Here is a 24,627-nt window from a genome sequence, read left to right as displayed (position 1 = left end):
CCGGTCAAGACCGACTCAGGCCGGCAGGTCGGCGGCGTGCAGCGTCTGGAGTTCCTCGTCCGGCAGGGCGTCGAGGTCGACGTCCGGGGCGGCCAGCCGCACGGCCTGGCGGGCGATGGTCCGCTCCAGCAACTGCCGGGCCGACCGTCCGTTGGCGAAACCGACGCCACGGTCGATCCCGGCGATGGCCGTCGGGAGGGTGGCCCGGAGGTCGTCGGAGAGCAGGTAGTTCTGGCTCTGGGCCATCACCTCGAAGATCCCGGCCAGTTCCTCGTTGCTGTAGTCGGGGAAGTCGACAGTCGCGCCGAACCGGGACCGCAGGCCGGAGTTGGCGTCCAGGAAGCGGTCCATCTCGGCCGGGTAGCCGGCGGCGATCACCAGCAGGTCGTCGCGGTGGTTCTCCATCTGCACGAGGAGTTCCGCCACCGCCTCGGGCCCGTAGTCGGAGGGACCGTCGCCGACGAGGGTGTACGCCTCGTCGATGAACAGCACGCCGCCGATGGCCTTCTCGATGACGGCCCGGGTCTTCGGGGCGGTGCTGCCGATGTACTCGCCGATCAGGTCGGGGCGGCTGGTCTCGACCAGATGCCCGGACGACAGGACGCCGAGTTCCCGGAACAGCTGGGCGATCAGCCGGGCCACCGTTGTCTTGGCGGTGCCGGGATTGCCGGTGAAGACCAGGTGCCGGCTGCGGGCGGCCACCTTCAGCCCGGCGGACCGGCGGCGGGCGTCCACCCTCGTCTCGGCGACGAGCGTGCGCACCTGCTCCTTCACCGGCGCCAGGCCGATCATGCCGTCCAGCTCGGCCATCAGCTCGGCGAGGCTGCGCCGCCGGCCGCCGTCGCCCTGCTGCACGCCGCTGTCCTCGGGTGCCGGCAAATCGTTGGCCACCAACGTGTTCAGCGCGGAGGCGTCGAAGTCGGCCATGCCGGCCAGCCGCCCGGACTGCTTGGTGATCGTAGCCTCCAGCAGCTGACGCGCCGACCGGCCGTTGGCGAAGCCGCGGCCGCGCGGGATGCGCGTGATGCGTTGCGGCAGCGCGGAAACGAGGTCGTCGGCGAGCACGTACCCCTGGCCGCGCGCCATCACCTGGAAGATGGCGGCCAGCTCGTCGTTGCTGTAGTCGGGGAACTCCACCCGGTTGGCGAACCTGGACCGGAGGCCGGGGTTGGCCTCCATGAACTCGTCCATCTCCTTGGGGTAGCCGGCGGCGATCACCACCAGGTCGTCACGGTGGTTCTCCATCTGCACAAGGAGTTCCGCGACCGCCTCCGACGCGTAGTCCCCGTCGCCGTTGCCGGCGAGCGTGTACGCCTCGTCGATGAACAGGATGCCGCCGATGGCGCTCTCGCAGACGGCACGGGTCTTCGGCGCGGTCTGACCGAGGTATTCGGCGACGAGGTCGGACCGCTGCGCCTCGACGACGTGCCCGGACGTGACGACGCCGAGCTCGCGGTAGATCTGCGCGATCAGCCTGGCCACGGTGGTCTTCGCGGTGCCGGGATTGCCCGTGAACACCAGGTGCCGGCTGCGTTCCGCGGTTTTCATGCCGGCGGCGCGCCGCTTGCTGTCGATGTCCATCTCGGCGACCATCGCCCGCACCCGCTGCTTCACCGGCGCCAGCCCGATCATGTTGTCCAATTCGGACAGCAGCTCGGGCAGCGTCTTGCGCGGGCCGCCGCTCCCCTGCGCCACACCGGCTCCGTCCGGGGCCGGCAGGTCGTCGGCGATCAACGTGTTCAGCGTGGCCGCGTCCGCCTGGCCGGCGCCGGCCAGGCGCGCCGACTGCTGGGTGAGCGTCGCCTCCAGCAGCTGACGGGCCGAGCGGCCGTTGGCGAAACCGCGACCGCGGGGGATCAACCGGATCCGGTCCGGCAGGGCCGCCACGAGGTCGTCGGAGGTGGTGTAGCCCTGGCCGTGCGCCATCGCGAGGAAGATCTTGGCCAGTTCCTCGTTGCTGTAGTCCGGGAACTCGACCCGGTTGGCGAACCGCGACCGCAGGCCGGGATTGGCCTCCATGAAGTCGTCCATCAGCTTCGGGTAGCCGGCGACGATCACCACCATGTCGGCGCGGTGGTTCTCCATCTGCACCAGCAGTTCCGCGACCGCCTCCGAGCCGAAGTCGCCGGCCTGGCCGCTGACCAGCGTGTACGCCTCGTCGATGAACAGGATGCCGCCGAGCGCGTCCTCGCACACGGCTCGCGTCTTCGGCGCGGTCTGGCCGGTGAACTCGCCGACCAGGTCCGACCGCTGCGCCTCGATCACGTGCCCGGACGTGACGACCCCGAGCTCGCGGTAGATCTCGCCGATCAGCCGGGCCACGGTCGTCTTCGCGGTGCCGGGATTGCCGGTGAACACCAGGTGCCGACTGCGCGGCGACACCGGCAGGCCCTGCGCGCGGCGCTGCTTGTCCACGTCCATCTCGGCGACCATCGCTCGGACCCGCTGCTTCACCGGCTCCAGCCCGATCATGTTGTCCAATTCGGACAGTAGATCGGGCAGACTCCGTTGCGCCCCACCGTCTCCCATCCGCACACCGATATCGCCCGGCGCCGGGACGTCCGCGGCCAACAGCCGGTTGAGCGAGGCGACGTCCGAGCTCGGGTCGGCCGCCAGCCGCGCCGACTGCCGGCTGATCGTCGCCTCCAGCAGCTGACGGGCCGACCGGCCGTTGGCGAAGCCCTTGCCCCGGCTGATCCGGCTCATCCGCACCGGCAGCGCGGCCAGCAGGTCCGGGGCCAGCTCGTAGCCCTGCGACTCGGCCATCAGCTGGAAGATCCGGGCCAGTTCCTCGTTGCTGTAGTCGGGGAACTCGATGCGGGTCTGGAACCGCGAGCGCAGTCCCGGATTGGAGTCGAGGAAGGTGCTCATCTCGCGCGGGTAGCCGGCCACGATGACGATCAGGTCGTCGCGGTGGTTCTCCATCTGCGCAAGGAGTTCCGCCACCGCCTCGGGGCCGTAGTCCTCGTCGCCGCCCTGCACGAGGTTGTAGGCCTCGTCGATGAACAGCACGCCGCCGTACGCCTGCTCGATCAGCTTGCGGGTCTTGCCCGACGTCTCGCCGACGTACTCGCCGACCAGGTCGGCGCGCATGCACTCGACGAGCTGGCCGCCGCTGAGCACGCCCAGTTCCCGGTACAGCTCGGCGATCACCCGGGCCATGGTGGTCTTCGCGGTGCCGGGGTTGCCGGTGAAGACGAGGTGCCGGCTGCGCTGCGGGATGGGCAGGCCGGCGGCGCGGCGGCGCTCGTCCACCTGCAGCTCGGAGACGAGGTTGTTTACCTGGCGCTTCACCGAGTCGAGGCCCACCATCGCGTTCAGCTCGGCCAGCAGTTCCGCAGCGGACTTGCGGTCGCTGTTGCCGGCCGCCCGGCGCAGCTCGGCCAGGTCCTGCCCGTCGATGCGGGCCATGCCGCTGCGCATGATCGCGCTCTGACAGGCCGTCTCGATCACGGCCTCGACGCGGCGGGCGCCGCCGGTCGTGCGGTGCGTACGGCCGCCGGTGATCAGGTCGGCCATGCCGGCGCGGGCCTCCGGCGTCATCGACGCCTGGCGTTCGGCGGCGAGCACGTCCAGCAACGCCTCCGCCGCCGGCCGCTGCTCGAAGTCCGGCAGGTGGTAGATCAGCGCCCGCTGGGCGACTGCCGGGGCGGCGTCGGTGAGCTGCTTGAGGAACGCCGGGGTGCCGGCCAACACCAGGACGCCGCACTCCTCCTGGTCGTGTGCGACCTCCACGACGATGTCGACGATGCTGCCCCGGTCGCCCGCGTCGGCCAGCAGCGCGTCGGCGTTCTCGATCATCAGCACCGGCGTCTTCTCGAACGCCGAGGCGATCGCCGCGCGTACCACCGCTTCGAGTGATTTCTCCTGCTCCTTGGCGGACAGGATCAGGCTGGCCGCGGTCTTGATCACCGGCTCCGACTCGGTGATCGCCTCCGTGGCCCTCATGAACGGGGCGAAGGAGCGCATCAGGCGGCGCTGGCCGCTGTGCTGCTGGCCGATCAGCAGGATGACCGGGTTGGCCTGGCCGGCTGTGTTCTCCGCGTGGCGGATGCCGTCCGCCCACAGGATCACGCGCTTCGCCTTGTCGAAGAACGCCGCCACCGGCTCGCCGGTGCGCACGAAGTGACCACCTCCGTACAGCGGCTCGACGAAGGCACGGGTCTCCGGCTGCTGGGGCAGCGGCGGCGGGCCCTGCTGCGGCAGCGGGGGCGGTGCCTGCTGCGGGAACGGCTGCTGCGCGGGCTGCGGGAAGGGTTGCTGGGCCGGAAACGCCTGCTGGGCCGGGAATTGTGGCGCGTACTGCTGCTGAGCCGGGAACGGCTGCGACATCGGCGGCTGCTGCGGGAACGGCTGGGAAACCGGCGGCTCGGGGTAGAGCGATCCCGGCTGCGGCACCGGCTGTTGCGGCATCGGCTGGGGCGCGGGCTGCTGCGGCGCCTGGCCGCCGGGGAGCTGCGCCGGGCGGGCCGTGGCGCGGAATCCCGGGTCCGGCGGCGGAGCCATCGGCCGCCACTGGCCGACGCCGCGCCACCACAGCCACGGCTGGCCGGGGTTGAGCAGCCACCACGCGCCGTCCGCGGTGGTCAGCACCGTCGTGCGGCCCATCGAGGCCGCGCGCTCGGCCTCCGCGAAGGCGTCCCACCCCGCGCCGGTCATCGCTCCCCCTCCGCTGACTGTGTCCGCCCCGCAGCTTACGGCGACGGTCGTTCACCGGGGCGGTGGTGTGCGGCGGCCACGGACTAGGTTGACAACCGTGGACAACGGTCTTCTCGTGCGGCGGGCCCGCATCGCCGACGTGCGCGCGATCAAGGCGCTCGTCGATCACTACGCGGGCAAGGTGTTGCTGGCCAAGCAGCTGGTCACACTGTACGAGTCCGTGCAGGAGTTCTGGGTGGCCGAACTGGACGGCAAGGTCGTCGGCTGTGGGGCGCTGCACGTGCTGTGGGAGGACCTGGCCGAGATCCGCACCGTCGCCGTCGACCCCCTCGCGTCCGGGCGGGGCATCGGGCACGCCATCGTGGACCGGCTCGTCGAGCTGGCCCGGGAGCTGGGGCTGGCCCGCATCTTCGTGCTGACCTTCGAGACCAAGTTCTTCAACCGGCACGGCTTCGTGGAGATCGAGGGCACGCCGGTGTCGCCCGAGGTCTACGACGAGATGCTGCGCTCGTTCGACGAGGGCGTCGCCGAGTTCCTCGACCTCACCTACGTGAAGCCGAACACGCTCGGCAACAGCCGAATGCTGCTGCAACTCTTCTAATTACAACTAGAAGAGTATTGACTGGACTGGTCGCGGCGCGCGAGGATCGTCCCGTGTCCGTCGAGGAGCTCGCCGCCGAGGTCGGCCTGCCGACCAGCACGATCCGCATGTACCAGACCAAGGGTCTGCTGCACGCGCCCCGGCGCGTCGGCCGCACCGCCCGCTACGACGTCAGTCATGTGCAGCGGCTCCGGCTCGTGCAGCGACTCCAGGACCGTGGCTTCTCGCTGCCGGCCATCGCGCAGCTGATCGAGGCCCGGGACCGCGGCGACTCCGTCGCCGACGTGCTCGGACTCGCGCCGGACGGGCCCGAGGACTGGATTCCCATCGGCATCAACGAGATCCGCGCCCTGGTGTCCGTACGGGAGCTTCGGCCGTCGCTGCTGCGCCGGGCCACCCAGCTCGGGCTCGTCAAGTGGCGGCACGGCCGGCCGCACACCCGGCGCTGGGCCCTGGAGAGCGGCGCCCGCCTGTGCCAGCTCACCATCGGGCCGCAGGAGGTGCTCAGCCAGTACGAGCGGCTGCGCGAGGCCACCGACCGCGTCGCCGCCGACTTCGTCGACGTCTTCGAGCGATACCTGTGGCCCGCCATCGCCGAGACCAGCGGGCAGGCCGACCAGCTCGACAAGGTCCGGTCGCTGCTCATCGAGCTGACCAGCACCGCCGAGAGCGTCGTCGTCGGCGCGCTGCGGGAGTCGATCCGGGACGCCACCGAGCAGTTCGCGTCCAAGCACGGGTTGCTGGAGGACGACCCGGCGTGGCTGGACCAGCCCGTGCCGACGCTGGCCGAGCGGCTCACCGAGCCCGGCGGCGAGGAGCCCGACATCGAAGGCTTCCTCGCCGGCGAGGAATGACCGGCTGGGTGCGCCGTGACCAGGGGGCGTGGCGCACCCAGCCCACTCATCGGGGTTCGATGCGCTCCAACAGGTTGAGGAGTTCACCGACCAGTTCCTGGTCGCCCGCGTGCAGACGAACACGCGCAACGGCCATGTCGTAGCACTCGCCGTCGGCGCGCTTGCCGATCACCCATACGACAACAACAGTGCCGTCCGATTCGATGCGGTAGACGATCCGATAGTCCCGGTCGCCGACGACGAGCTTGCGAAAGGTGGCCAGGTTTCCGCCGGCACGGTTGCCGAGCGGCGCACCGCCCTTGTCCGGCTCGTTCTCCAACTTATTCAGCGCCTTGAGCACCTGGAGCCGAGCCGTGCCGTCCAGGTCCCGAAGGTCTTCCTTCGCTTCGGTGGTAAGCAGGACCCGTGCCAATGCTCAGTCCTCGTCCAGATCCGCCGGATCGATCCCGAACTCGGCCGCCACATCGTGGAGGCTGTGCCGTGCGCCGTCGTCGGTGATGGTTCGCGCCAGCGCGAGGGCGAGCAGACGAAGGTCGTCCTCGAGCTCGTCCAGCCGCTGAAGTCGCGCGGCATCCTGCGGGCTCACGATGGCGGCGAGTGGCTTGTTGTTCCGCATCACCAGCTTGCTTCGGCCCTCATGGGCCTCGTTGAGCAGCCGGGACAGCGAGCTGTTGGCCTCGGTGACACTGACCAGGTCATCGGTGTTGATGTTCACGGCTACCGCCACCTCCCCCAGGAAGGTTGCCCGAATCCTAGCTCGACTTCTAGCCAGGGCCCGGGTTCGGGCCCGCCCTGTCAGCGGGAAGCCAGCGCCGGCCTGCTCGAATCGCCAGCAGCGGCCGAGCGCCTCACCAAGCGCGTCAGCCAGCTGGGCCGGAAGCTCGGGATAGAGTTCTGCCGGCCGAGACCACCCTGCCGGGCAGCAACAACTTCCTTGATCTGGACGAGTGCCAGACCGCCACCACGATCCGGGAGGCGCTGGCGAAGGTTCCGTTGCAGCGGTAGGGGTTACTCCTCGTCCTCCTCGTCCGGCTCGGGGGCGCCGCCGCCGCGGATGGTGAACAACACCGATTCCAGCTCGTCGGGCTTGATGAGGACCTCGCGGGCCTTGGACCCCTCGGAGGGTCCGACGACTCCGCGCGTCTCCAGTAGGTCCATGAGGCGGCCGGCCTTGGCGAAGCCGACGCGGAGTTTGCGTTGGAGCATGGAGGTCGAGCCGAACTGGCTGGTGACGATGAGTTCGGTGGCCTGCAGCAACAGGTCGAGGTCGTCGCCGATGTCGGCGTCGATCTCCTTCTTCTCGCCGGCCTTGGCGGAGGTGACGCCGTCGGTGTAGTCGGGCTGAGCCTGGTCCCGGGTGAAGGAGACGATGGCGTTGATCTCGTCGTCGCCGACGTAGGCGCCCTGGATGCGCAGGGGCTTGGCCGCGCCCATGGGGAGGTAGAGGCCGTCGCCCATGCCGATGAGCTTCTCGGCGCCGGGCTGGTCGAGGATGACCCGGGAGTCGGTGAGGGACGAGGTGGCGAAGGCCAGGCGCGAGGGGACGTTGGTCTTGATGAGGCCGGTGACGACGTCGACGGAAGGGCGCTGGGTGGCGAGAACGAGGTGAATGCCGGCGGCGCGGGCCTTCTGGGTGATGCGAACGATGGCGTCCTCGACGTCACGGGGCGCGGTCATCATGAGGTCGGCCAGCTCGTCGACGATGGCGAGAATGTAGGGGCGAGGGCGGTATTCACGCTCGCTGCCGGGCGGGGCGGTGATCTCGCCGGACCGCACCTTGCGGTTGAAGTCGTCGATGTGGCGGACCTTGTTGACCTGCATGTCCTGGTACCGCTGTTCCATCTCCTCAACCAGCCACGCCAGCGCGGCGGCGGCCTTCTTGGGCTGGGTGATGATGGGCGTGATCAGGTGCGGAATGCCCTCGTACGGCGTGAGCTCGACCATCTTCGGGTCGATGAGGATCATCCGGCACTCGTCGGGAGTGGCCCGGGCGAGCAGCGACACCAGCATGGAGTTGACGAAGCTGGACTTACCGGAACCGGTGGAGCCGGCCACCAGCAGGTGCGGCATCTTCGCCAGGTTCGCGGTGACGAAGTGTCCCTCGATGTCCTTGCCCAGACCGACAACCAGCGGATGCTGATCCTGCACAGTGGAGGGTGCACGCAGAACATCGCCCAGCCGCACCATTTCCCGGTCGCTGTTGGGGACCTCGATGCCCACGGCGGACTTGCCGGGGATGGGCGCGAGCAGCCGCACGTTGTCGGTGGCGACGGCGTACGCGATGTTCTTGGTCAGGGCGGTGATCTTCTCGACCTTCACGCCGGGCCCGAGTTCCACCTCGTAGCGGGTGACTGTCGGCCCACGGGTGAAGCCGGTGACCTGGGCGTCGATGGAGAACTGCTCCAGCACGCCGGTGATGGCCTCGATCATGGAGTCGTTGGCCCGGCTGCGGGACTTCGGCGGATCGCCGTCCTGCAGCATCTCCAACGACGGCAAGGTGTAGTCGCCGTCGACGGCCCGCGGGGCGGCGGGCTTGTCCGCAGCGGCGGGAGTCTTGCGCGGCTTGGCCGCGGGACGAGGAGCGGCGACCGGCTCCGGTTCCGGCTCCTCGGTGGGAAGTTCCAGCTGCCGCGGCGCTTCCTCGGCCGCGTCGGCGGCCTGACGCCGCCGCGACGGCCGCCGCAGCCGCACCGACGAGCTGTCCTTCTCCGTGACGTCCTCAGTCGGCGTGGCTTCCGACGCCGACGGCACGGGCAGAGACGTGGCCGACTGGTCGATGAGGGCCCGCAGCCGGTTGGGCACCTCCCGGACGGGAGTGCCGGTGAGTAGCAGGATCCCGTACACGGCAACAAGACCGAGCAGCGGCACGGCGACCCAGCCGGTGAGGCCCTGGGCCAGGAAATGCCCGGCCAACCAGCCGACCGCACCGCCGGCGTTGCCGCTCTCGGAGGCGAGTTCGGGCGCGCCGAAGAACAGGTGCAGCAGACCGAGTATGGCCACCGCGAGCAGGATCATGCCGAAGACGATCCGCGGCCGCGCCTCGGGCAGCGGATCGGAGCGCATGAGCACGATGCCGATGAACAGCAGCACCAGCGGCAGCACGTAGGCGGCGCCGCCGATGACGCTGCGCACCGCCAGGTCGAGCCAACCGCCGACGGGGCCGCCGGCATGCCACCAGACACCGGCGGCGAAGATCACGCCGAGCCCGATCATCACGAGGGCGAGACCGTCCCGGCGGTGCGCCGGATCGAGCTCCTTGGTGCGGCCGACCGCCCGGGCCAGGCCGCCGATGCCCTTGGCGAAGAAGCCCCAGCCGGCCTTCACCGGCGCGGCGCTGCCCCGCTTGGACGACGTCGCCTTGCCCCGGGGCTTGGTCGCCGGACGGGGCTTGGACGTGCTTCTCCCGCGTGTCGGGGTCCGCTTCGAAGTCGTCGTCCGGCCTGCCATGCCCCCTACGGTAGCCCTTTCACTTCCGTCACATACGTCACGGCAGCGCAACTCGCTGATCGAGACTGGCCCCGTGACGACTGCCCGACTCCGCGCCACCGTGGCCAGCCTGCTCTCCGCCATCGCCTTCGGCTTCTCCGGCCTGCCGGCAAAGGTCGCCTACGACGCCGGCTTCACGCCGCTGCAGGTCACCGCCGTGCGCATCGTGTTGACGGCGATCGTGCTGCTGGCGTTCGCCGCGCCGTTCACCGGCCTGCCCAAGCTCGCCTCGTGGCGGCTGGTCCTCGGCTACGCGGTCCTGGGCGTGATCGGCAGCCCGCTGCTGTACTTCGTGGCGGTGTCCCGGATCCCGGTCGGCGTGGCCATGGTGCTGGAGTTCCTCGCGCCGGTGCTGGTGGCGCTGTGGATCCGGTTCGTGCGGCGGACCCGGCTGCCCGCGTCGATGTGGCTCGGCACGGTGCTGGCGCTGGTCGGCCTGGCGATGATCGCCCAGCTCTTCGACGCCGTCAGCTTCGACCTCGTCGGCACGCTCGCCGGCCTCGGCGCGGCCGTCGGCACGGCGGCGTACTACCTGCTCGGCGAGCATGCCGCCAAGGACGGCGACCCGATGGCGCTGACCATCGGCGGCATGGTCGTCGGCGCGGTGCTGATCAGCATCGTCAGCCCGCCCTGGGCGCTGCCGTGGCACGCCATGACCACGCCGACGGCGCTCGGCCCGGTGTGGCTGGGCCTGGTGCTGTTGGCCCTGGTCAGCACCGCCTTCGCGTACGTCGCCGGCATCCTGGCGCTGCGGCACCTGCCGTCGGCGGCGGCGTCCGTGCTGGGCCTGGTCGAGCCGCTGGTGGCCACGCTGGCGGCCTGGCTGATCCTCGACCAGGTGCTCACCGTGGTGCAGATCGTCGGGGCGGCGGTGCTGCTGGCCGGCGCCGCCATCGTGCAGGTCGCCGCCGGCCGTCGCATCGAACCGGACACCCCACCAACGCTGTGAACGGACCATTCCAAAACTCCGAGTAGAGGAATGGTCCGTTCCGAACCGGAAATCAGACGGGGATCACCGTCGGGACGATCATGGGGCGGCGGCGGTAGGTCTCGGCGACCCAGCGACCGACGACCCGGCGGACGGACTGGGCGATGCGGTGGGTGTCGGTGATGCCCTCCGCCTCGGTCCGGGACAGCTCCATCTCCACCAGCGGCACGACCTGGTCGAGCGCCTTGGGGTCGTCGGAGAAGCCACGGCCGGAGATGGTCGGCGGGGCGACGGCACGGCCGGTGGCGGTGTCCACGGCGACGGTGATGCTGATGAAGCCGCCCTCGCCGAGCACGAGCCGGTCGGACAGGGTGGACTCGCCGACGTCGCCGACGGACAGGCCGTCCACGTAGACGTGTCCGACCTCGACCCGGCCGGAGATGGCGGCCTTGCCGTCGACGAGGTCGACAACCACGCCGTCCTCGGCGATGACCACCTGCTCGGCGGCCACTCCGGTGCGGATGGCCAGCTCGGCGTTGGCCCGCAGGTGCTTCCACTCGCCGTGCACGGGCATCACGTTGCTGGGCCGCACCGCGTTGTACAGGAACAGCAGTTCGCCGGCGGCGGCGTGGCCGGACACGTGCACCTTGGCGTTGCCCTGGTGCACGACGTGCGCGCCGAGCCGGACGAGGCCGTTGACCACGCCGAACACCGCGGTCTCGTTGCCGGGGATCATGGAGCTGGCCAGCACGACGGTGTCGCCGGAGCGGATGGAGATCTGCCGGTGCTCGCCGCGGGCCATCCGGGACAGCGCCGACAGCGGCTCGCCCTGCGAGCCCGTGGACACGAACAGCACCTCGTCCTCGGGCATCAGCATCGCCGCGTCCAGGTCGACGAGCAGCCCCTCGGGCACGTGCAGCAGCCCCAGCTCGGCGGCGATGCCCATGTTGCGGACCATGGACCGGCCGACCAGCGCGACCTTGCGACCGTGCTTCACGGCGACGTCGAGGATCTGCTGCACGCGGTGCACGTGGCTGGCGAAGCAGGCCACGATCACCCGCTGCGTGGCGGTGCGGATCACCTGGTCCAGCACCGGCCCGATCTCCCGCTCGGGGGTGACGAAGCCGGGCACCTCGGCGTTGGTGGAGTCGACCAGGAACAGGTCGACGCCCTCGTCGCCGAGCCGGTGGAAGCCGGCCAGGTCGGTGAGCCGGCCGTCCAGCGGCAGCTGGTCCAGCTTGATGTCGCCGGTGTGCAGCACCAGGCCGGCCGCCGTGCGGATGGCGATGGCGATGGCGTCCGGGATGGAGTGGTTGACGGCGAAGTACTCCAGCTCGAACGGCCCGTGCTGGGTGCGCTCGCCCTCGGCCACCTCGACCAGCACGGGCGTGAGCCGGTGCTCCTTGCACTTGGCGGCCAGCAGCGCGAGCGTGAACTTGGAGCCGATCACCGGCACGTCGGGCCGGTTGCGCAGCAGGAACGGCGCCGCGCCGATGTGGTCCTCGTGGCCGTGCGTGAGCACGATGGCCTCGATGTCGTCGAGGCGGTTCTCGATGGCCCGGAAGTCGGGCAGGATCAGGTCGACGCCGGGCTGCATGTCCTCGGGGAACAGCACGCCGCAGTCGACGATGAGCAGCCGGCCGGCGTGCTCGAACACGGTCATGTTCCGGCCGACCTCGCCGATGCCGCCAAGCGCCACGATGCGCAGGCCGCCGTCGGCCAGCGGCGGCGGGTTGTTGCCCGGACGCGGCGGAATGATCACGTCGGTCACGCGGCCACCTCCAGGCCCACGGTGCGCAGCACGTCGGCCAGCGCGGCGGTCTGCTCCGGGGTCGCGGCCGGCAGCGGCAGCCGCGGGTCGCCGACCTCCACGCCGGTCAGCCGCAGCGCGGTCTTGGCGAAGATCACGCCGCCGCCGATGGCGGACATGGCGCGGTGCAGCGGCAGCAGCTCGTTGTGCACGGCGCGGGCGGCGGCCAGGTCGCCGGCGTCGACGGCGTCCACCATGGCCCGCAGCCGGTTGCCGACCACGTGCCCGATCACGCTGACCATGCCGGCCGCGCCGAGCGTCAGCCACGGCAGGTTGAGCGGGTCGTCCCCGGAGTAGTACGCGAGGTCGGTGCTGGCCAGCACCTCGCTGCCGGCGAGCAGATCACCCTTGGCGTCCTTCACGGCCACGATCCTGGGGTGTTCGGCGAGCCGGCGCAGCGTGTCGACCTCGATCGGCACGATCGTGCGCGGCGGGATGTCGTAGAGCATCACCGGCAGCCCGGTGGCGTCGGCCACGGCGCGGAAGTGGGCGTAGACGCCGGCCTGCGGCGGCCGCGAGTAGTACGGCGTGACGGTCAGCACGCCCTGCGCGCCGGCCTTCTCGATCAGCTGCACCTGGCGCACCGAGTGCGCGGTGTCGTAGCTGCCGGCGCCGGAGACGACGATCGCGCGGTCGCCGACCGCGTCCACCACGGCGCGGACCACGTCCGCCTTCTCGCTCTCGGTCGTGGTCGGCGACTCGCCGGTGGTGCCGTTCACCACGATGCCGTCATGCCCGCGGTCCACCAGCCGATTCGCCAGCTCCTGGGCTTTGTCCAGGTCGAGCGCGCCGTCCCGGTCGAACGGTGTGATCATGGCGGTGAGCACCCGGCCGAAGGGCCGTGCTGGTGCTGTGGTGGAACTCCCGGTCATGGCCAAGACGCTACCCGGTCCACACCTTGAGCTGGACCGGGAGGCCCCGCCGGTGTCGCTCCACCTCGGAGAACGCTCGGCCCCGCCGGTGCTTCGCCCGGTTGCTGGATCTTTGAGGTCCGCCGCCCGACGCGCCCCAGCACCGAGCCGACGCGGGCCTCGAAAATCCGGCAAGGGCGAGGCGCCGGCTCAAAGGGGGCCGAGCCCGCCGCGGAACGCGGCGCACGGACACCGTCAGATGCCTCGGTTGAGGCCCTTGACTCGTGCGACGGCCGACTGCTCGCCGTCGAACTCCAGCCGCACCTGGTCCCGTCCGGACAGGAACAGCACCAGCTCACCGGGCTCGCCGGTGATGGTGACGGTGTTCGGGCCGCGCTTGGCCACGACCTCGCTGCCGTTGGCGCGGCGCAGGATCACGCCGACCGGGCTGTTGCGGAAGGTGAGCTTGCTGCTGCGGGACAGCATCTTCCACAGCGCGGCGTCGCGCACCGGCTCGGGCGCCCGCGGCTCCCAGTCGGGCTGGGCCCGCCGCAGGTCCTCCAGGTGCACGAACATCTCGACGGTGTTGGCCAGCTCGTCGAAGCCGGGGATGCCGAACGGGGACAGCCGCGGCGGCCCGCTGCGCACCAGGTCGACCAGCTGCGGCCACGGCTTGGCCGCGTAGGCGTCCTGCACGCGCTGGGTGTGCGGGGCGAACGCCTTGATCATGATGCCGGGCGACGCGTCCAGCCGGCGTTCCCGCACGGCCAGGTGCGCGGCCAGGTCGCGGGCGTTCCAGCCCTCGCACAGGGTCGGCGCGTCCGGGCCGAGGTCCTCGAACGCCTCGCAGATCAGCCGGCGTTCCTCGCTCGCCACACCCATCGCTCAGCCCTCGGTCACGAACGGGCTGGACGCCACCTCGGTGCCGTCGGGCAGCTCGGAGATGGTGAAGTCGTCGAACACGTTGGCCGCGGCCTTCTTGAGCTGGCGCAGGCACTCGATGGCCAGCGCGCGGATCTCCACGTCGGCGGCCTCGCTGGCGCGCATGGCGATGAAGTGCCGCCAGGCCCGGTAGTTGCCGGTGACGACGATCCGGGTCTCGGTGGCGTTGGGCAGCACCGCACGCGCCGCCTGGCGGGCCTGCTTGCGACGCAGCGTGCCGCTGGGCACGTCGGCGAACTTCTTCTCCAGGCCCTCGAGCAGCTCGGTGTAGGCCTTGACGCTGGCCTCGGCGGCGGCGACGAACTTGGCGTGCAGCTCGGGGTCGTCGGCGATGACCTCGGGCTCGACCATCGCGGCGTCGCGCTCGGGCACGTAGCGCTGGGACAGCTGCGAGTACGAGAAGTGCCGGTGGCGGATCAGCTCGTGGGTCAGCGAGCGGGACAGGCCGCTCAGGTAGAAGCTGACCGAGCCGTGCTCCAGCACGGACAGGTGGCCGATCTCGATGATGTGCCGGATGTAGCCGGCGTTGGTCGCGGTCGCCGGGTTCGGCTTGGACCAGGACTGGTAGCAGGCGCGGCCGGCGAACTCGGCCAGCGCCTGGCCGCCGTCCTCGTCGGTCGTCCACGGCACGTCCGCCGGCGGGAAGAACTCCGTCTTGGCGATGAGCTGCACCTTCAGCGGCACCGTCTCGGTCACGAGCCTTGTCTCCTACTCCCCGGTGGCGGTTCACCCGAGCGTAGACGACGACGCCTGTGACATCATGGCGACACTACCAATGACGTCATCACCCTTGACTGACGTCACGAGTGATGTCAGAGTGACGTCATGGATCTCACGCCGTACATCGCAACGTTGCGCGAGGACCTCACGACCGCCGCCGCAGCCGGGGACGACCAGACCCGACGCACCGCAGCCGTGCTGTCCGCCGCGCTCGAGCCGGCCGCCCGGCTGGCCATCATGAACGCGCTGTCCGACCTCGCCGCCGAGGTCACCGCGTCGCTCGACGACCACGTCGTCAGCCTGCGGCTGGACGGCCGGGACGTGCAGGTGGTGGTCACGCCCACCACCGCGCCGTCGGAAGCCGACGAGCCCGCCGCCGAGGAGACCGCCTTCGTCGGCGACCCGACCGGCGACATCAGCCGCATCACGGTCCGGCTGATGGAGGAGCTCAAGGCCAAGGCCGAGCAGGCCGCCTCCGCGCAGGGGCAGTCGCTGAACGCCTTCGTGGCGCAGGCCGTGCAGGGGGCGCTGAACAACCAGCACCGCGGCGGGCGCGGCCGGGGCCGCAACCGTGGCCAGTGGTGGGACGAGAACCAGAACTGGGGTCGCCACGGCGGAGGCCGCGGCAACTGGCAGGGGTGGAACGACCAGGGCCCGGATCGGGGGCGCGGCGGCCACGGCGGCTCGCGCGTCAGCGGCTGGGTGGAGGGCTGAGGGGTGGAGACAGTGACCGAGAGCATGCCCGGCAACACGGGCCATGTCCGGGAAGAAGAGTTCGAGGCGACCGGTCCGATCGAGATCGACGTCGCCGTCGGGGCCGGCCGGATCGAGGTGCGGCTGTCCGAGCGGCCGGGCGTGCGGGTCACCGTGCGCTACGACGAGGACGCCTCCGACCAGTGGATTCCCGGCCTGTCCGGGCTGCTCAACTGGGTCAGCGGCCAGTTCGGCACGCCGACCGAGGGCTCGCCGGACGACGCCGTGCGGCAGACCCGCATCGACCTGACCGGCAGCCGGCTGGTCGTGCGCACGCCCAAGCCGCTGCCGATGCGCGGCGTGCCGCTGGCGATCGTGGTCGAGGCGCCCAACGGCTCGCACGTGGAGTCCAAGAGCGGCTCCGCGACCCTGGTCACCACCGGGTCGGCCGGGCGGCTGAACGTCATCAGCGGCACGGGTGACGTCAGCGTCGACCGCGCCGACGGCGTCGCCAGCGTGAACAGCGGCTCCGCCGCCGTGCGGCTCGGCCCGATGATGGGCGGGGTTCGGGTGAAGTCCGGCTCCGGCGACATCGAGGTCTCGTCCGTGGGCGGGCGCAGCGCCCTGTTCACCGGCTCCGGCGACGTGTGGCTGGGGGCCGTGCAGTCTGACGTCATGGTGCGCACCGGCACCGGTGACATCACCGTGGCCGACGCCGCCTGCGGCGCCATCGAGCTCGTCACCGGCAGCGGGGAGCTGCGGGTGGCCGTGCGCTCCGGCACCGCCGCCATGGTCGACCTCGTGTCGCATGCCGGGCAGGCCCGCAGCGAACTCGACGTGTCCAGCACGCCGCCCGCCGGCAAGGAGCCGAAGCTGACGGTTCGCGGCCGCACCGGCTCCGGCAACGCCGTCATCACGACCGCCGTGGGGTGACCTGGGGAAGGTGTCCGTCAGGGGGAGACGGGCACCACGCACGTCGGCCCGGGACCGCCCGAAGAGGGGATAGGCGGTCCCGGGCCGACGTGATCGCTGGGTGCACGGAGAGTTAGCCACAGCCTCGGGGCCGTCCAGTCAAAGGTGGGCGACCCCGAGGCTGTGTCTCCCCTCCCCCTACACGAACATCCTTGCACAGCAACGTTCCCATACGCCAGAGCCGTACGCGCTTGGTCACACGGGAACGCCCGGACTGCGAGTTTCAGATGGCGCGGGGCACTCCACCCGATTCAGTTCGGGGTCAGACCAGGGCCCCGAGGCGCGAGGCCAGATCACCCCGCTTTCCGACCACCACCCCGTCCAGGCCCAGCCAGTCGGCCATCAGCCGCAGCTCCTCGGCGAGCTCGTGCGCCACCTCCGCGTGGTCCACGCCGAGCTCGGCGAACGCGCCGGGCACCCGCAGCACGCCGGCGGCGCGGTCGGCCTTGAGATCGACACGGGCTACGAGATCCTCGCCGAGCAGGAACGGGAACACGTAGTAGCCGTGGATCCGCTTGGGCTCCGGCACGTAGATCTCGATGCGGTAGAAGAAGTCGAACAGCCGCTCGGTGCGGTCCCGCTCCCAGATCAGCGGATCGAACGGGCAGAGCAGCGCCCGGGCCTGCACCCGGCGCGGCGTGCGGGCGTCGACGTGCCGATACGCCTGGTGCCGCCAGCCCTCCACGGCGACCGGCTCCAGCACCCCATCCTCCACCAGCTCGGCGACGGCCTGCTGCGACGACTGCGGCTTGAGCCGGTAGTAGTCGCGCAGGTCGGGCTCCGTGGCGACGCCCAGCGCCACCGCCGACTTGGCGATCAGCTGCCGGGCCGCGTCCTCCGGCGACACCTCCGGCGCCGAGAACACGTCCGGCGGCAGCACCCGCTCCGTCAGGTCGTAGTAGCGCTCGAAGCCCCGGCGCGTGCCGGTCGTCAGCTCCCCCGTCGCGAACAGGTACTCGCAGGTCCGCTTCACGTCCGACCGGTTCCACCAGCCGCCGCGCCCCCGCTCGCGCTCCACCTTCAGGCCCAGCTGGTCCTCCAGCGCCCCCGCGGTGATCGGGCCGAGCTCCTTCACCGCCGTCAGCACCTCCTCCGCCAGCCGCTCCCCGCCCGCGCTCTGCCAGTACGCGTTCGGCTGCTCCTTGTGCGCTCGCATCCGCCAGCGCAGCAGCGGCCAGTCCGACACCGGCATCAGGCACGCCACGTGCGCCCAGTACTCCACCAGCAGCCTCGGCCGCCTCGCGCTGTGCGACCACGCCGCCTCGTCCAGCAGCTCCACCGGGTAGTTGCCGAGCCTGCTGAACAACGGGGCGTAGTGGGCACGCACCGCCACGTTCACCGAATCCAGCTGCAGCACCTGGGTCCGGGCCAGCACCCCCTGCAGGTGTCGCCTGGTCACCGCGCCGGACGGCCGCGCCTGGGCGAACCCCTGCGCGGCAAGGGCGGTCCGACGGGCCGCCATGGAGGACATCTTGAGCACGCACAAGATGCTGCCACCCACCCCTGACAGTTCTCATGCCGCGCGTGCCGCGCGGGGCTCGGCCCCTTCGGGGCCGATGCCTTCCCTAGCCGGATTTAGCCCGCCGCGTCGGCTTGCGCGGTGGGGCGCGTTGCGTGGCGGCGGGCGAAATCCGGCGACGGTCCAGGCATCGGCGGGGCCTCGCGCTCTCGTGGTTGGAGGCGGCCTCATGACGGCCTGTTCACCACCCGCTAGGTTCTCCGCGTGGCTGAAGCGTCTGTTCGTCCCGCCGTCCTCACCGACGCCGAGGAGATCGCCCGAATCCAGCGCGACACGTGGCGCACGGCCTACCGGGACCTGCTGCCGGAGGACGTGCTGGCCGGACTGGACAACACGGCGGCGATGCGGGAACTCGTGGAGGAAGCCACGGCGACGGTGGTGGTGGCGACCGAGGGCGAGTGGACGGTGGGCTTCTGCGTGGCGGGCCCGGCGCCGGACAGCGAGGTGGCGGAGGCGGACGGGTCGCTGCCGGACGACGCGGCGACCACAGGATTGGTGGCGACGCTGCTGGTGGAGCCCCGCTGGGGCCGCCGAGGCCACGGCGGCAGGCTGCTCGCGGCGGCGGCGGAAGCGCTGCGGAACATGGGCGCTACGAGGGGCGTGAGCTGGGTGCCGGAGGCGGACCGGGCCTCGCTGAACTTCTACCACTCGGTGGGCTGGCAGACGGACGGCGTGGTGCGCACGTTGGACGCTGGTGGGCGGCCACTGCGTGAGGCCAGGGTGACGGGTCCGCTGGACCTGAAACTGATCAATTCCTGAACCGGGGACAACCCCCGAGGCGTCATCGGAGTCGTACCCCCCGACACGATCGGGCTGTGGGGAAGGACAACCGAGTGCGCCTCATCGACTATCCGCGGCGGAACAAGCGGGGCGTGCGCCGCTGGCTGCCCTCGTGGAAGCTGGTCCTGGGGACGTCGGCGACACTGGTGGCCGGCATGGTCGCCGGCTTTTTCGTGGCGGTGGCCACGGTGCAGATCCCCAAGCCCAACGAGGACGCGGTGCAGCAGGCGACGATCTTCACGTACGCCGACGGCTCCAGCCAGATCACCCACGTCGGCACCAACCGCCGGCCGGTCAGCTTCGACCAGATCCCCCTGGTGGTGCGCCAGGCGGTGCTGGCGGCCGAGGACCGCACCTTCTACAGCGACCCGGGCGTGTCCCCGATGGGCCTGCTGCGCGCGCTGAAGAACGACCTGACCAGCAGCGGCGGCAACCTGCAGGGCGGCTCCACGATCACCCAGCAGTTCGTCAAGAACTACTACCTCACCCAGCAGCAGACGTTGGGCCGCAAGCTGAACGAGGTGCTGGTGGCGATCAAGCTGGACCAGGTGGAGTCCAAGGACGCCATTCTCGTCGACTACCTGAACACCATCTACTTCGCCCGCGGGGCCTACGGCATCGAGTCGGCGTCGCGGGCCTACTTCGGCGTGGACGTCTCGCAGCTGACCGACCCGGCCAAGGCCGCCTACATCGCCGCGGTCATCCAGTCGCCGTACTACTACGCGACCGCGGACAAGGACCCGAAGGCCGCGAAGGCGTTGCAGGACCGGTGGAACTACGTGCTGGACGGCATGGTCGCCGAGCACGAGCTGTCGACACAGCAGCGGGCCTCGCTGCAGTTCCCGACGCCGGTCAAGTACGAGCCGGACGACATGGGCGGCATGAACGGCTACATGGTCGACGCGGCGATGCAGAACCTGGACCGGCTGCACGAGAAGGACCCGTCCGTTCCGGACTCCAACACCGTGGCCCGCGGCGGTTACACCGTGGTGACCACGTTCCGCCAGGACTACATGCAGGCGGCCAAGAAGGCCGTCGACGACCGTATGTCCACTTTGGATCCGAACAAGCCGCAGGACCGCAACGTGCACATCGGCATGGCCTCGGTGGACGACAGGACGGGGGCAGTGCTCGGTTTCTACGGCGGTCCGGACTACCTCAAGCAGGGTTTCAACGACGCGTTCTCCGCCGCCGGCCCGCTCGGCAGCGACGTGGAGAAGGTGCTCGGCAGCGTCGTCCCGGCAAACCACTACGAGGACGCCGGCATCGACTTCATCCCCGGCACCAAGGCGCTGGCCACCACGCCGCTGCGCGCGGCGGCGGCGATGAGCTCGATGGCCAACGGCTACCAGTACAACCAGCCCTACGAGGTCTCCGAGATCCGGCAGAACGGCGAGGTGATCTGGCGGGCCCAGCCGCAGACCGAGAACTTCTGGGGCGGCGACGGCACGATCGAGCCGGTCCGGCAGTTCACGCCGTTCAAGAACGCGGTGCGGGGCGCCGACGTGCCCAAGTGGTGGGCCTGGTCGATGCTGGACTTCAACGGCGTGACCACCGCGGCGAACATGTTCGCCACCCCGCCGGACGGCAAGGGCAACCGCGCCCTGCTGGGCATGACCGGGGGCTACGAGGCGAACCTCGACGCGGCGCTGTACAGCTACGTCAGCGCCGTGCAGAAGTAGTCCCTGGGGTGGACGAAAGTCCACCGGAAATGGCCCCGTAGCACGACTCAAACGCCAGTGCCACTCCGGTAGCCTCGGTCGGGTCAGAGATCATTCGGTCGGGGGAGGGAGTCGCCGTGCTGCTGTGGCTGGCGATCTCCCTCGGTGTCGCGGTCGGCTCGGCGATCTGCCCACTGATCAGCGTGGAGCTGTTCCTGATCGGCATGATCGCCGACGGGCACCACCCGCCGATCGCGTGCTGGATCCTCGGCGGCGTGGTGGCGGTCGGCCAGGTGGTCGGCAAGCTGCTCTACTTCTTCGCCGCCCGCGGCCACATCACGCTGCCGAAGTGGTTGCAGCCCAAGGACAAGCCGCGCCGGCGGACCTGGTGGCGGATGGCCTGGGCGAAGCTGGCCACCTGGTTCACGGCCCTGCGGGCCCGGTGCGAGCGGCACCCGAAGCTGATGATCGCCACTACCGGCGTCAGCTCCGTGGTGGGCATGCCGCCGTTCATGGCGACCACGGTCCTCGCCGGCGTGGCCCGGATGTCGGTGGTGGCCTTCGTGGTGACGACGCTGGCCGGCCGGTTCATCCGGTTCACCGCGCTGGCAGCGTCACCGCACCTGCTGAGCCACGTGCTGCCCCACTTCGCGTGATCAGGTCCTGGATGCCGACGACGGCGGCGCCGCGGGCCCACTCGTCGAACGGCAGCGGCCGCACCACCAGCTCGCACGCCGCCGCCGCGCCGAACGCCTGCGCGGCCAGCGCCTGCCGGATCTGCTCCGCGTACAGGTCGTAGCCGCCGACGGCCTCGCCGGTGAGCACGATCCGCTCCGGCCCGACCAGGTTGGCCACGGCGGCCAGCGCCAGCCCGAGGGCACGGCCGGCGCGCTCGAACACGGCGTGCACGGCCGGGTCGCCGGACCGGCCCAGCTCGATCGCCTCGGGCATGGTCAGCGCGCGGCCCACCACCGTTGAGCAGCCGGCCAGCACCACCCGGTCCGCGGCCAGCGCCTCCACGCAGCCCCGACCGCCGCAGTAGCACTCGGGACCGTCCACGTCGATCGCCACGTGGCCGAGCTCGCCGGCCGGCAGCAGCACGTCGTTGACGACGAGCCCGCAGCCGATGCCGGTACCGGCCGTGACCAGGGCGAACGACGACACGCCGACGCCGGCGCCGAACCAGTGCTCGGCCACGGTCAGCGCGCGGACGTCGTTCTCGATCAGGGTCGGCAGCCCGGTGGCGGCCGAGACCAGGTCGGCCAGCGGCACGTTGCGCCAGTTCAGGAACGGCGAGAAGCGGACCATGCCGGTGTCCCGCAGCACGTCGCCGGCCAGCGACACGCCGAGGCACGCCACCTCGTAGCCGGTGGCGAGCGCGCCGACGACGTCGGCGACGACCTCGATGACGTCGGCGACGGCGGTCGAGGTCAGCGGCCGGTGCACCACGTCCCGGGTGCCGCCGCAGAGGTCGGTGCGCACCGCGATGACCTCGTCGGCGGTGAGTTTCACCCCGACGAAGAACGCCCGATCGGCGACCACCTGCACGGGCATCGCCGGTCGGCCGAGCCGGGACGGCGCGCGCTCGTCCGGTCGCTCGGTGAGGTAGCCGGCGTCCACCAGCGGGCGCACCGCCTTGGTCACCGCGGCCGGCGACAGGCCGGTGCGCGCGGTGACCTCGACGCGCGAGATCGGGCCGTGCCGCAGCACCACGGCGAACACCTGGACCGCGGCGGACACGACATTGACCATAGCAAACATTATTTCCCTCAGAAATTAACGACCTTGACACCCGATCGGACGCGGAGTTTCATGCCAGCAACCCGTCGCCGCCATGACTGCCCCCTTCCGACAGGAGTGCGCCGCCATGCGCCGTTCCCGCATGATCGTCCTGCTCGCCGCGTTGTGCACGGTGATCGCCGGGCTTGCCCCGGTAGCGGACGCAAGAACACCGAGCAAACCCACGGCGAACACACCGTACCTGGGGTGGAGCAGCTGGAGCCTCCAGTCGACCAAGTACCCAGGGGTGAACACGCAGGGTGACTACAGCTGGCTGACCGAGCAGCACGTGCTCGAACAGGCCCAGGTGATGGCCACCAAGCTCCGCTCGCACGGCTACCAGTACGTCAACATCGACGCCGGCTGGTGGCGCAAGTGGGACTGGACCCCCGAGTACGACCAGTACGCCCGGCCGCTGACCGACGCCGCGCGCTTCCCCGACGGCATGGCCGCCACCGCGCGCAAGATCCACTCCATGGGCCTGAAGATCGGCACCTACATGCCGGTCGGCCTGGAGAAGGAGGCCTACAACGGCGGCAACTCGCCGATCTACGGCGCGCCCGGCTGCTTCACCCGCGACATCGTCTACCCGGACCTGCGCACCACCAACGGCTGGGACAGCTCGTACAAGCTGAACTTCGACAACCCCTGCGCCGGGAAGTGGATCGACTCCATCGCGCAGATGTTCGCGGGCTGGGGCATCGACTTCCTCAAGCTGGACGGCGTCGGCCCCGGCTCGGACAAGACCGGCCCCAACTACGACAACACCGCCGACGTCGCCGCGTGGTCCAAGGCGCTGGTGAAGACCGGCCGCAACATCCAGTTCCTGCTGTCCTGGTCGCTCGACCACGACTACATCGACACGTGGCAGCGCTACAGCAACGGCTGGCGCGTCGACACCGACGTCGAGTGCTACTGCGACACGCTCGTCACCTGGCAGAACTCGCTGGTCAAGCGGTTCGACGACGTGGTGCCGTGGATCGGCGACACCGGCCGCGGCGGCTGGAACAACCTCGACTCGCTCGACGTCGGCAACGGGCAGATGGACGGCCTGTCCAACGACGAGCGGCAGCTGTACATGACGCTGTGGGCCATCGAGGCGGCGCCGCTCTACACCGGCGACGACCTGACCAAGCTGGACTCCTACGGCCTGTCGCTGCTCACCAACGACGAGGTCATCGCCGTCGACCAGGCCGGCCGCGCGGCCAAGCCGGTCGTCGCGCACACCCCGCAGCAGACCTGGTGGACGCGCAACGCCGACGGCTCGTACACGGTCGCCCTGTTCAACCTGGACACCTCGCCCGCGACCGTGACGGCGAACTGGTCCGACTTCGGCTTCCACGGCAAGGCGAGCGTGCGCGACCTGTGGTCGCACCAGCAGCTGGGCAAGTTCACCAACTCGTTCAGCGCGAACCTGGCCCCGCACTCGGCGAAGCTCCTCAAGGTCTGGCGCTGAACCCCCGCGAGTCACGCTCTGGGGCACACCGAATGTCGGTTTCGGGCAGCCGATGCCCGAAACCGACATTCGCACTGCCTGAGAGCGTGACTCGCGGGGTCAGGCGGGTTTGACGCCTACGCCGCCGAAGAAGAGGAAGCGCTCGGGGTGCTCCTCGGCCTCGCCCTCGTCGGGCCGCCACTCCGGCACGTAGACCGCGCCCGGCTCCACCATCTCGAAGTCGCCGAACAGCGCCGCGATCTGCTTGCGGGACCGGTTGAACGCCGTGTTGGTGCTCTTCGAGTACAGGTTCACCAGCCCCTCCTCCTGCTCCTTGGGCCGGTGGTCGCCGGTGGCGTGGGTGATGGCCAGCATGCTGCCCGGGGCGAGCTTGTTGCGGTACCGCTCGATCAGCGGCCCCAGGTCGGCCGGCTCCGGCACGAAGTGCAGCACGGCCAGCATCAGCAGCAGCACCGGCCGGTCGAAGTCGATCATCTCGCGGACCACGGCGTGGTTGAGCACCTCGCCGGGCGAGCGCAGGTCGGCGTCGATCACCTTGGCCTGCGGCACGTCGGCCAGCATCAGCTCGCTGTGCGCGACCGCGACCGCCTCGTTGTCCACGTAGACGATGCGGCTGTCGGCGCTGGCCTGCAGCGCGATCTCGTGCACGTTGCCGGCGGTCGGAATGCCCGAGCCGATGTCCAGGAACTGGCGGATGCCCTGGGCGGCCGCGTACGTCACGACCCGCCGCAGGAACTTCCGGTTGGCCCGGCTGGACACCGTGACGCCCGGCAGCACCTGCTCGGCGCGGCGCGCGAACTCACGGTCGGCGGCGAAGTTGTGGCCGCCACCCAGGAAGGCGTCGTACACGCGCGCGGCACTCGGCTTGGTGACGTCAACCTCGGCCGGTACCCAACTCCGTAATCCCACAGTGGCC

General features: G+C 70.6%; 20 protein-coding genes. 9 read left to right on the top strand and 11 right to left on the bottom strand.

The annotated features are described in order from the left end of the window. Window positions 1-15: 15 nt before the first annotated feature. The gene (locus tag BJ998_RS27155; RefSeq protein WP_184866114.1) at window positions 16-4,659 is read right to left on the bottom strand and encodes an AAA family ATPase; all 4,644 of its coding nucleotides are present in this window, start codon (window positions 4,657-4,659) and stop codon (window positions 16-18) included. A 97-nt stretch (window positions 4,660-4,756) separates the two neighbouring features. Between BJ998_RS27155 and BJ998_RS27150 the strand changes: the two genes are divergently transcribed. Further along, window positions 4,757-5,260 (top strand): amino-acid N-acetyltransferase, encoded by a 504-nt coding sequence (locus BJ998_RS27150; protein WP_184866112.1) that lies wholly within the window; start codon window positions 4,757-4,759, stop codon window positions 5,258-5,260. 53 nt (window positions 5,261-5,313) lie between these two features. Then, window positions 5,314-6,114 (top strand): MerR family transcriptional regulator, encoded by an 801-nt coding sequence (locus tag BJ998_RS27145; protein ID WP_184866110.1) that lies wholly within the window; start codon window positions 5,314-5,316, stop codon window positions 6,112-6,114. 46 nt (window positions 6,115-6,160) lie between these two features. Here BJ998_RS27145 and BJ998_RS27140 read toward each other — a convergent pair whose 3' ends face one another. The 3 genes from BJ998_RS27140 to BJ998_RS27130 form a co-directional block, all read right to left on the bottom strand. Continuing rightward, window positions 6,161-6,526 (bottom strand): type II toxin-antitoxin system RelE family toxin, encoded by a 366-nt coding sequence (locus tag BJ998_RS27140; RefSeq protein ID WP_184866108.1) that lies wholly within the window; start codon window positions 6,524-6,526, stop codon window positions 6,161-6,163. Between the two features lie 3 nt (window positions 6,527-6,529). Continuing rightward, window positions 6,530-6,829, bottom strand: coding sequence for a type II toxin-antitoxin system Phd/YefM family antitoxin (locus BJ998_RS27135; RefSeq protein ID WP_184866106.1), 300 nt, complete (start codon window positions 6,827-6,829; stop codon window positions 6,530-6,532). Between the two features lie 293 nt (window positions 6,830-7,122). Beyond that, complete coding sequence (locus BJ998_RS27130; protein ID WP_184866104.1) at window positions 7,123-9,561, bottom strand: FtsK/SpoIIIE family DNA translocase; 2,439 nt, start codon at window positions 9,559-9,561, stop codon at window positions 7,123-7,125. A 73-nt stretch (window positions 9,562-9,634) separates the two neighbouring features. Here BJ998_RS27130 and BJ998_RS27125 point away from each other — a divergent pair, with 73 nt between their 5' ends. Next, the gene (locus BJ998_RS27125; RefSeq protein ID WP_312890350.1) at window positions 9,635-10,549 is read left to right on the top strand and encodes an EamA family transporter; all 915 of its coding nucleotides are present in this window, start codon (window positions 9,635-9,637) and stop codon (window positions 10,547-10,549) included. 52 nt (window positions 10,550-10,601) lie between these two features. Here BJ998_RS27125 and BJ998_RS27120 read toward each other — a convergent pair whose 3' ends face one another. From BJ998_RS27120 to thyX, 4 genes are all read right to left on the bottom strand, one after another. After that, window positions 10,602-12,299, bottom strand: coding sequence for a ribonuclease J (locus BJ998_RS27120; RefSeq protein WP_184866100.1), 1,698 nt, complete (start codon window positions 12,297-12,299; stop codon window positions 10,602-10,604). Continuing rightward, complete coding sequence (dapA, locus tag BJ998_RS27115; RefSeq protein WP_184866098.1) at window positions 12,296-13,210, bottom strand: 4-hydroxy-tetrahydrodipicolinate synthase; 915 nt, start codon at window positions 13,208-13,210, stop codon at window positions 12,296-12,298. Before dapA ends, BJ998_RS27120 begins: the two co-directional genes overlap by 4 nt. A 234-nt stretch (window positions 13,211-13,444) precedes the next feature. Further along, the gene (locus BJ998_RS27110; protein WP_184866096.1) at window positions 13,445-14,071 is read right to left on the bottom strand and encodes a TIGR03085 family metal-binding protein; all 627 of its coding nucleotides are present in this window, start codon (window positions 14,069-14,071) and stop codon (window positions 13,445-13,447) included. 3 nt (window positions 14,072-14,074) lie between these two features. Then, window positions 14,075-14,827, bottom strand: a complete 753-nt coding sequence (thyX, locus tag BJ998_RS27105) for an FAD-dependent thymidylate synthase (RefSeq protein ID WP_184866094.1) — start codon at window positions 14,825-14,827, stop codon at window positions 14,075-14,077. 129 nt (window positions 14,828-14,956) lie between these two features. Between thyX and BJ998_RS27100 the strand changes: the two genes are divergently transcribed. Together BJ998_RS27100 and BJ998_RS27095 are read left to right on the top strand one after the other, a co-directional pair. Then, window positions 14,957-15,565, top strand: a complete 609-nt coding sequence (locus BJ998_RS27100; RefSeq protein ID WP_184866092.1) for a toxin-antitoxin system HicB family antitoxin — start codon at window positions 14,957-14,959, stop codon at window positions 15,563-15,565. Window positions 15,566-15,577: 12 nt separating this feature from the next. After that, window positions 15,578-16,477, top strand: coding sequence for a DUF4097 family beta strand repeat-containing protein (locus BJ998_RS27095; protein ID WP_312890349.1), 900 nt, complete (start codon window positions 15,578-15,580; stop codon window positions 16,475-16,477). Window positions 16,478-16,778: 301 nt separating this feature from the next. Here the strand turns inward: BJ998_RS27095 and BJ998_RS27090 are convergent, their stop codons facing one another. Continuing rightward, entirely contained in the window at window positions 16,779-17,987 is a 1,209-nt protein-coding gene (locus BJ998_RS27090; protein WP_184868962.1) for a winged helix-turn-helix domain-containing protein, read from the bottom strand. A gap of 252 nt (window positions 17,988-18,239) precedes the next feature. On the opposite strand from BJ998_RS27090, the gene BJ998_RS27085 reads away from it, so the two are divergent. From BJ998_RS27085 to BJ998_RS27075, 3 genes are all read left to right on the top strand, one after another. Next, complete coding sequence (locus BJ998_RS27085; protein WP_184866091.1) at window positions 18,240-18,794, top strand: GNAT family N-acetyltransferase; 555 nt, start codon at window positions 18,240-18,242, stop codon at window positions 18,792-18,794. A gap of 74 nt (window positions 18,795-18,868) precedes the next feature. After that, window positions 18,869-20,497 (top strand): transglycosylase domain-containing protein, encoded by a 1,629-nt coding sequence (locus tag BJ998_RS27080; protein WP_184866090.1) that lies wholly within the window; start codon window positions 18,869-18,871, stop codon window positions 20,495-20,497. Between the two features lie 116 nt (window positions 20,498-20,613). Further along, on the top strand, window positions 20,614-21,132 hold the full coding sequence (locus tag BJ998_RS27075) for a hypothetical protein (RefSeq protein ID WP_184866089.1): 519 nt from the start codon (window positions 20,614-20,616) through the stop codon (window positions 21,130-21,132). On the opposite strand, the gene BJ998_RS27070 is transcribed toward BJ998_RS27075, so the two are convergent. Next, the gene (locus tag BJ998_RS27070) at window positions 21,074-22,216 is read right to left on the bottom strand and encodes an ROK family transcriptional regulator (protein ID WP_312890348.1); all 1,143 of its coding nucleotides are present in this window, start codon (window positions 22,214-22,216) and stop codon (window positions 21,074-21,076) included. The genes BJ998_RS27075 and BJ998_RS27070 overlap by 59 nt on opposite strands. A gap of 127 nt (window positions 22,217-22,343) precedes the next feature. Here BJ998_RS27070 and BJ998_RS27065 point away from each other — a divergent pair, with 127 nt between their 5' ends. Beyond that, a complete protein-coding gene (locus tag BJ998_RS27065; protein WP_221338138.1) occupies window positions 22,344-23,711 on the top strand; it encodes a glycoside hydrolase family 27 protein in 1,368 nt (455 codons plus the stop codon). Between the two features lie 99 nt (window positions 23,712-23,810). Here the strand turns inward: BJ998_RS27065 and BJ998_RS27060 are convergent, their stop codons facing one another. After that, window positions 23,811-24,620, bottom strand: coding sequence for an SAM-dependent methyltransferase (locus tag BJ998_RS27060; RefSeq protein ID WP_184866085.1), 810 nt, complete (start codon window positions 24,618-24,620; stop codon window positions 23,811-23,813). Between the last annotated feature and the right edge of the window lie 7 nt (window positions 24,621-24,627).

Origin of the sequence: Kutzneria kofuensis (genome assembly GCF_014203355.1) — a bacterium.
GTDB lineage: Bacteria > Actinomycetota > Actinomycetes > Mycobacteriales > Pseudonocardiaceae > Kutzneria > Kutzneria kofuensis.
The sequence above is the reverse complement of the archived record's forward strand: the minus strand, read 5'-3'. Positions and strand labels throughout refer to the sequence as shown.

What these genes read in the sequence shown, in the direction of transcription:
- BJ998_RS27110 (WP_184866096.1), bottom strand. Translation starts at nt 14,071, where the DNA reads ATGGGTGTGGCGAGCGAGGAACGCCGGCTGATCTGCGAGGCGTTCGAG.
- BJ998_RS27090 (WP_184868962.1), bottom strand. Translation starts at nt 17,987, where the DNA reads ATGTCCTCCATGGCGGCCCGTCGGACCGCCCTTGCCGCGCAGGGGTTC.
- BJ998_RS27100 (WP_184866092.1), top strand. Translation starts at nt 14,957, where the DNA reads ATGGATCTCACGCCGTACATCGCAACGTTGCGCGAGGACCTCACGACC.
- BJ998_RS27155 (WP_184866114.1), bottom strand. Translation starts at nt 4,659, where the DNA reads ATGACCGGCGCGGGGTGGGACGCCTTCGCGGAGGCCGAGCGCGCGGCC.
- dapA (WP_184866098.1), bottom strand. Translation starts at nt 13,210, where the DNA reads ATGACCGGGAGTTCCACCACAGCACCAGCACGGCCCTTCGGCCGGGTG.
- BJ998_RS27130 (WP_184866104.1), bottom strand. Translation starts at nt 9,561, where the DNA reads ATGGCAGGCCGGACGACGACTTCGAAGCGGACCCCGACACGCGGGAGA.
- BJ998_RS27065 (WP_221338138.1), top strand. Translation starts at nt 22,344, where the DNA reads ATGCGCCGTTCCCGCATGATCGTCCTGCTCGCCGCGTTGTGCACGGTG.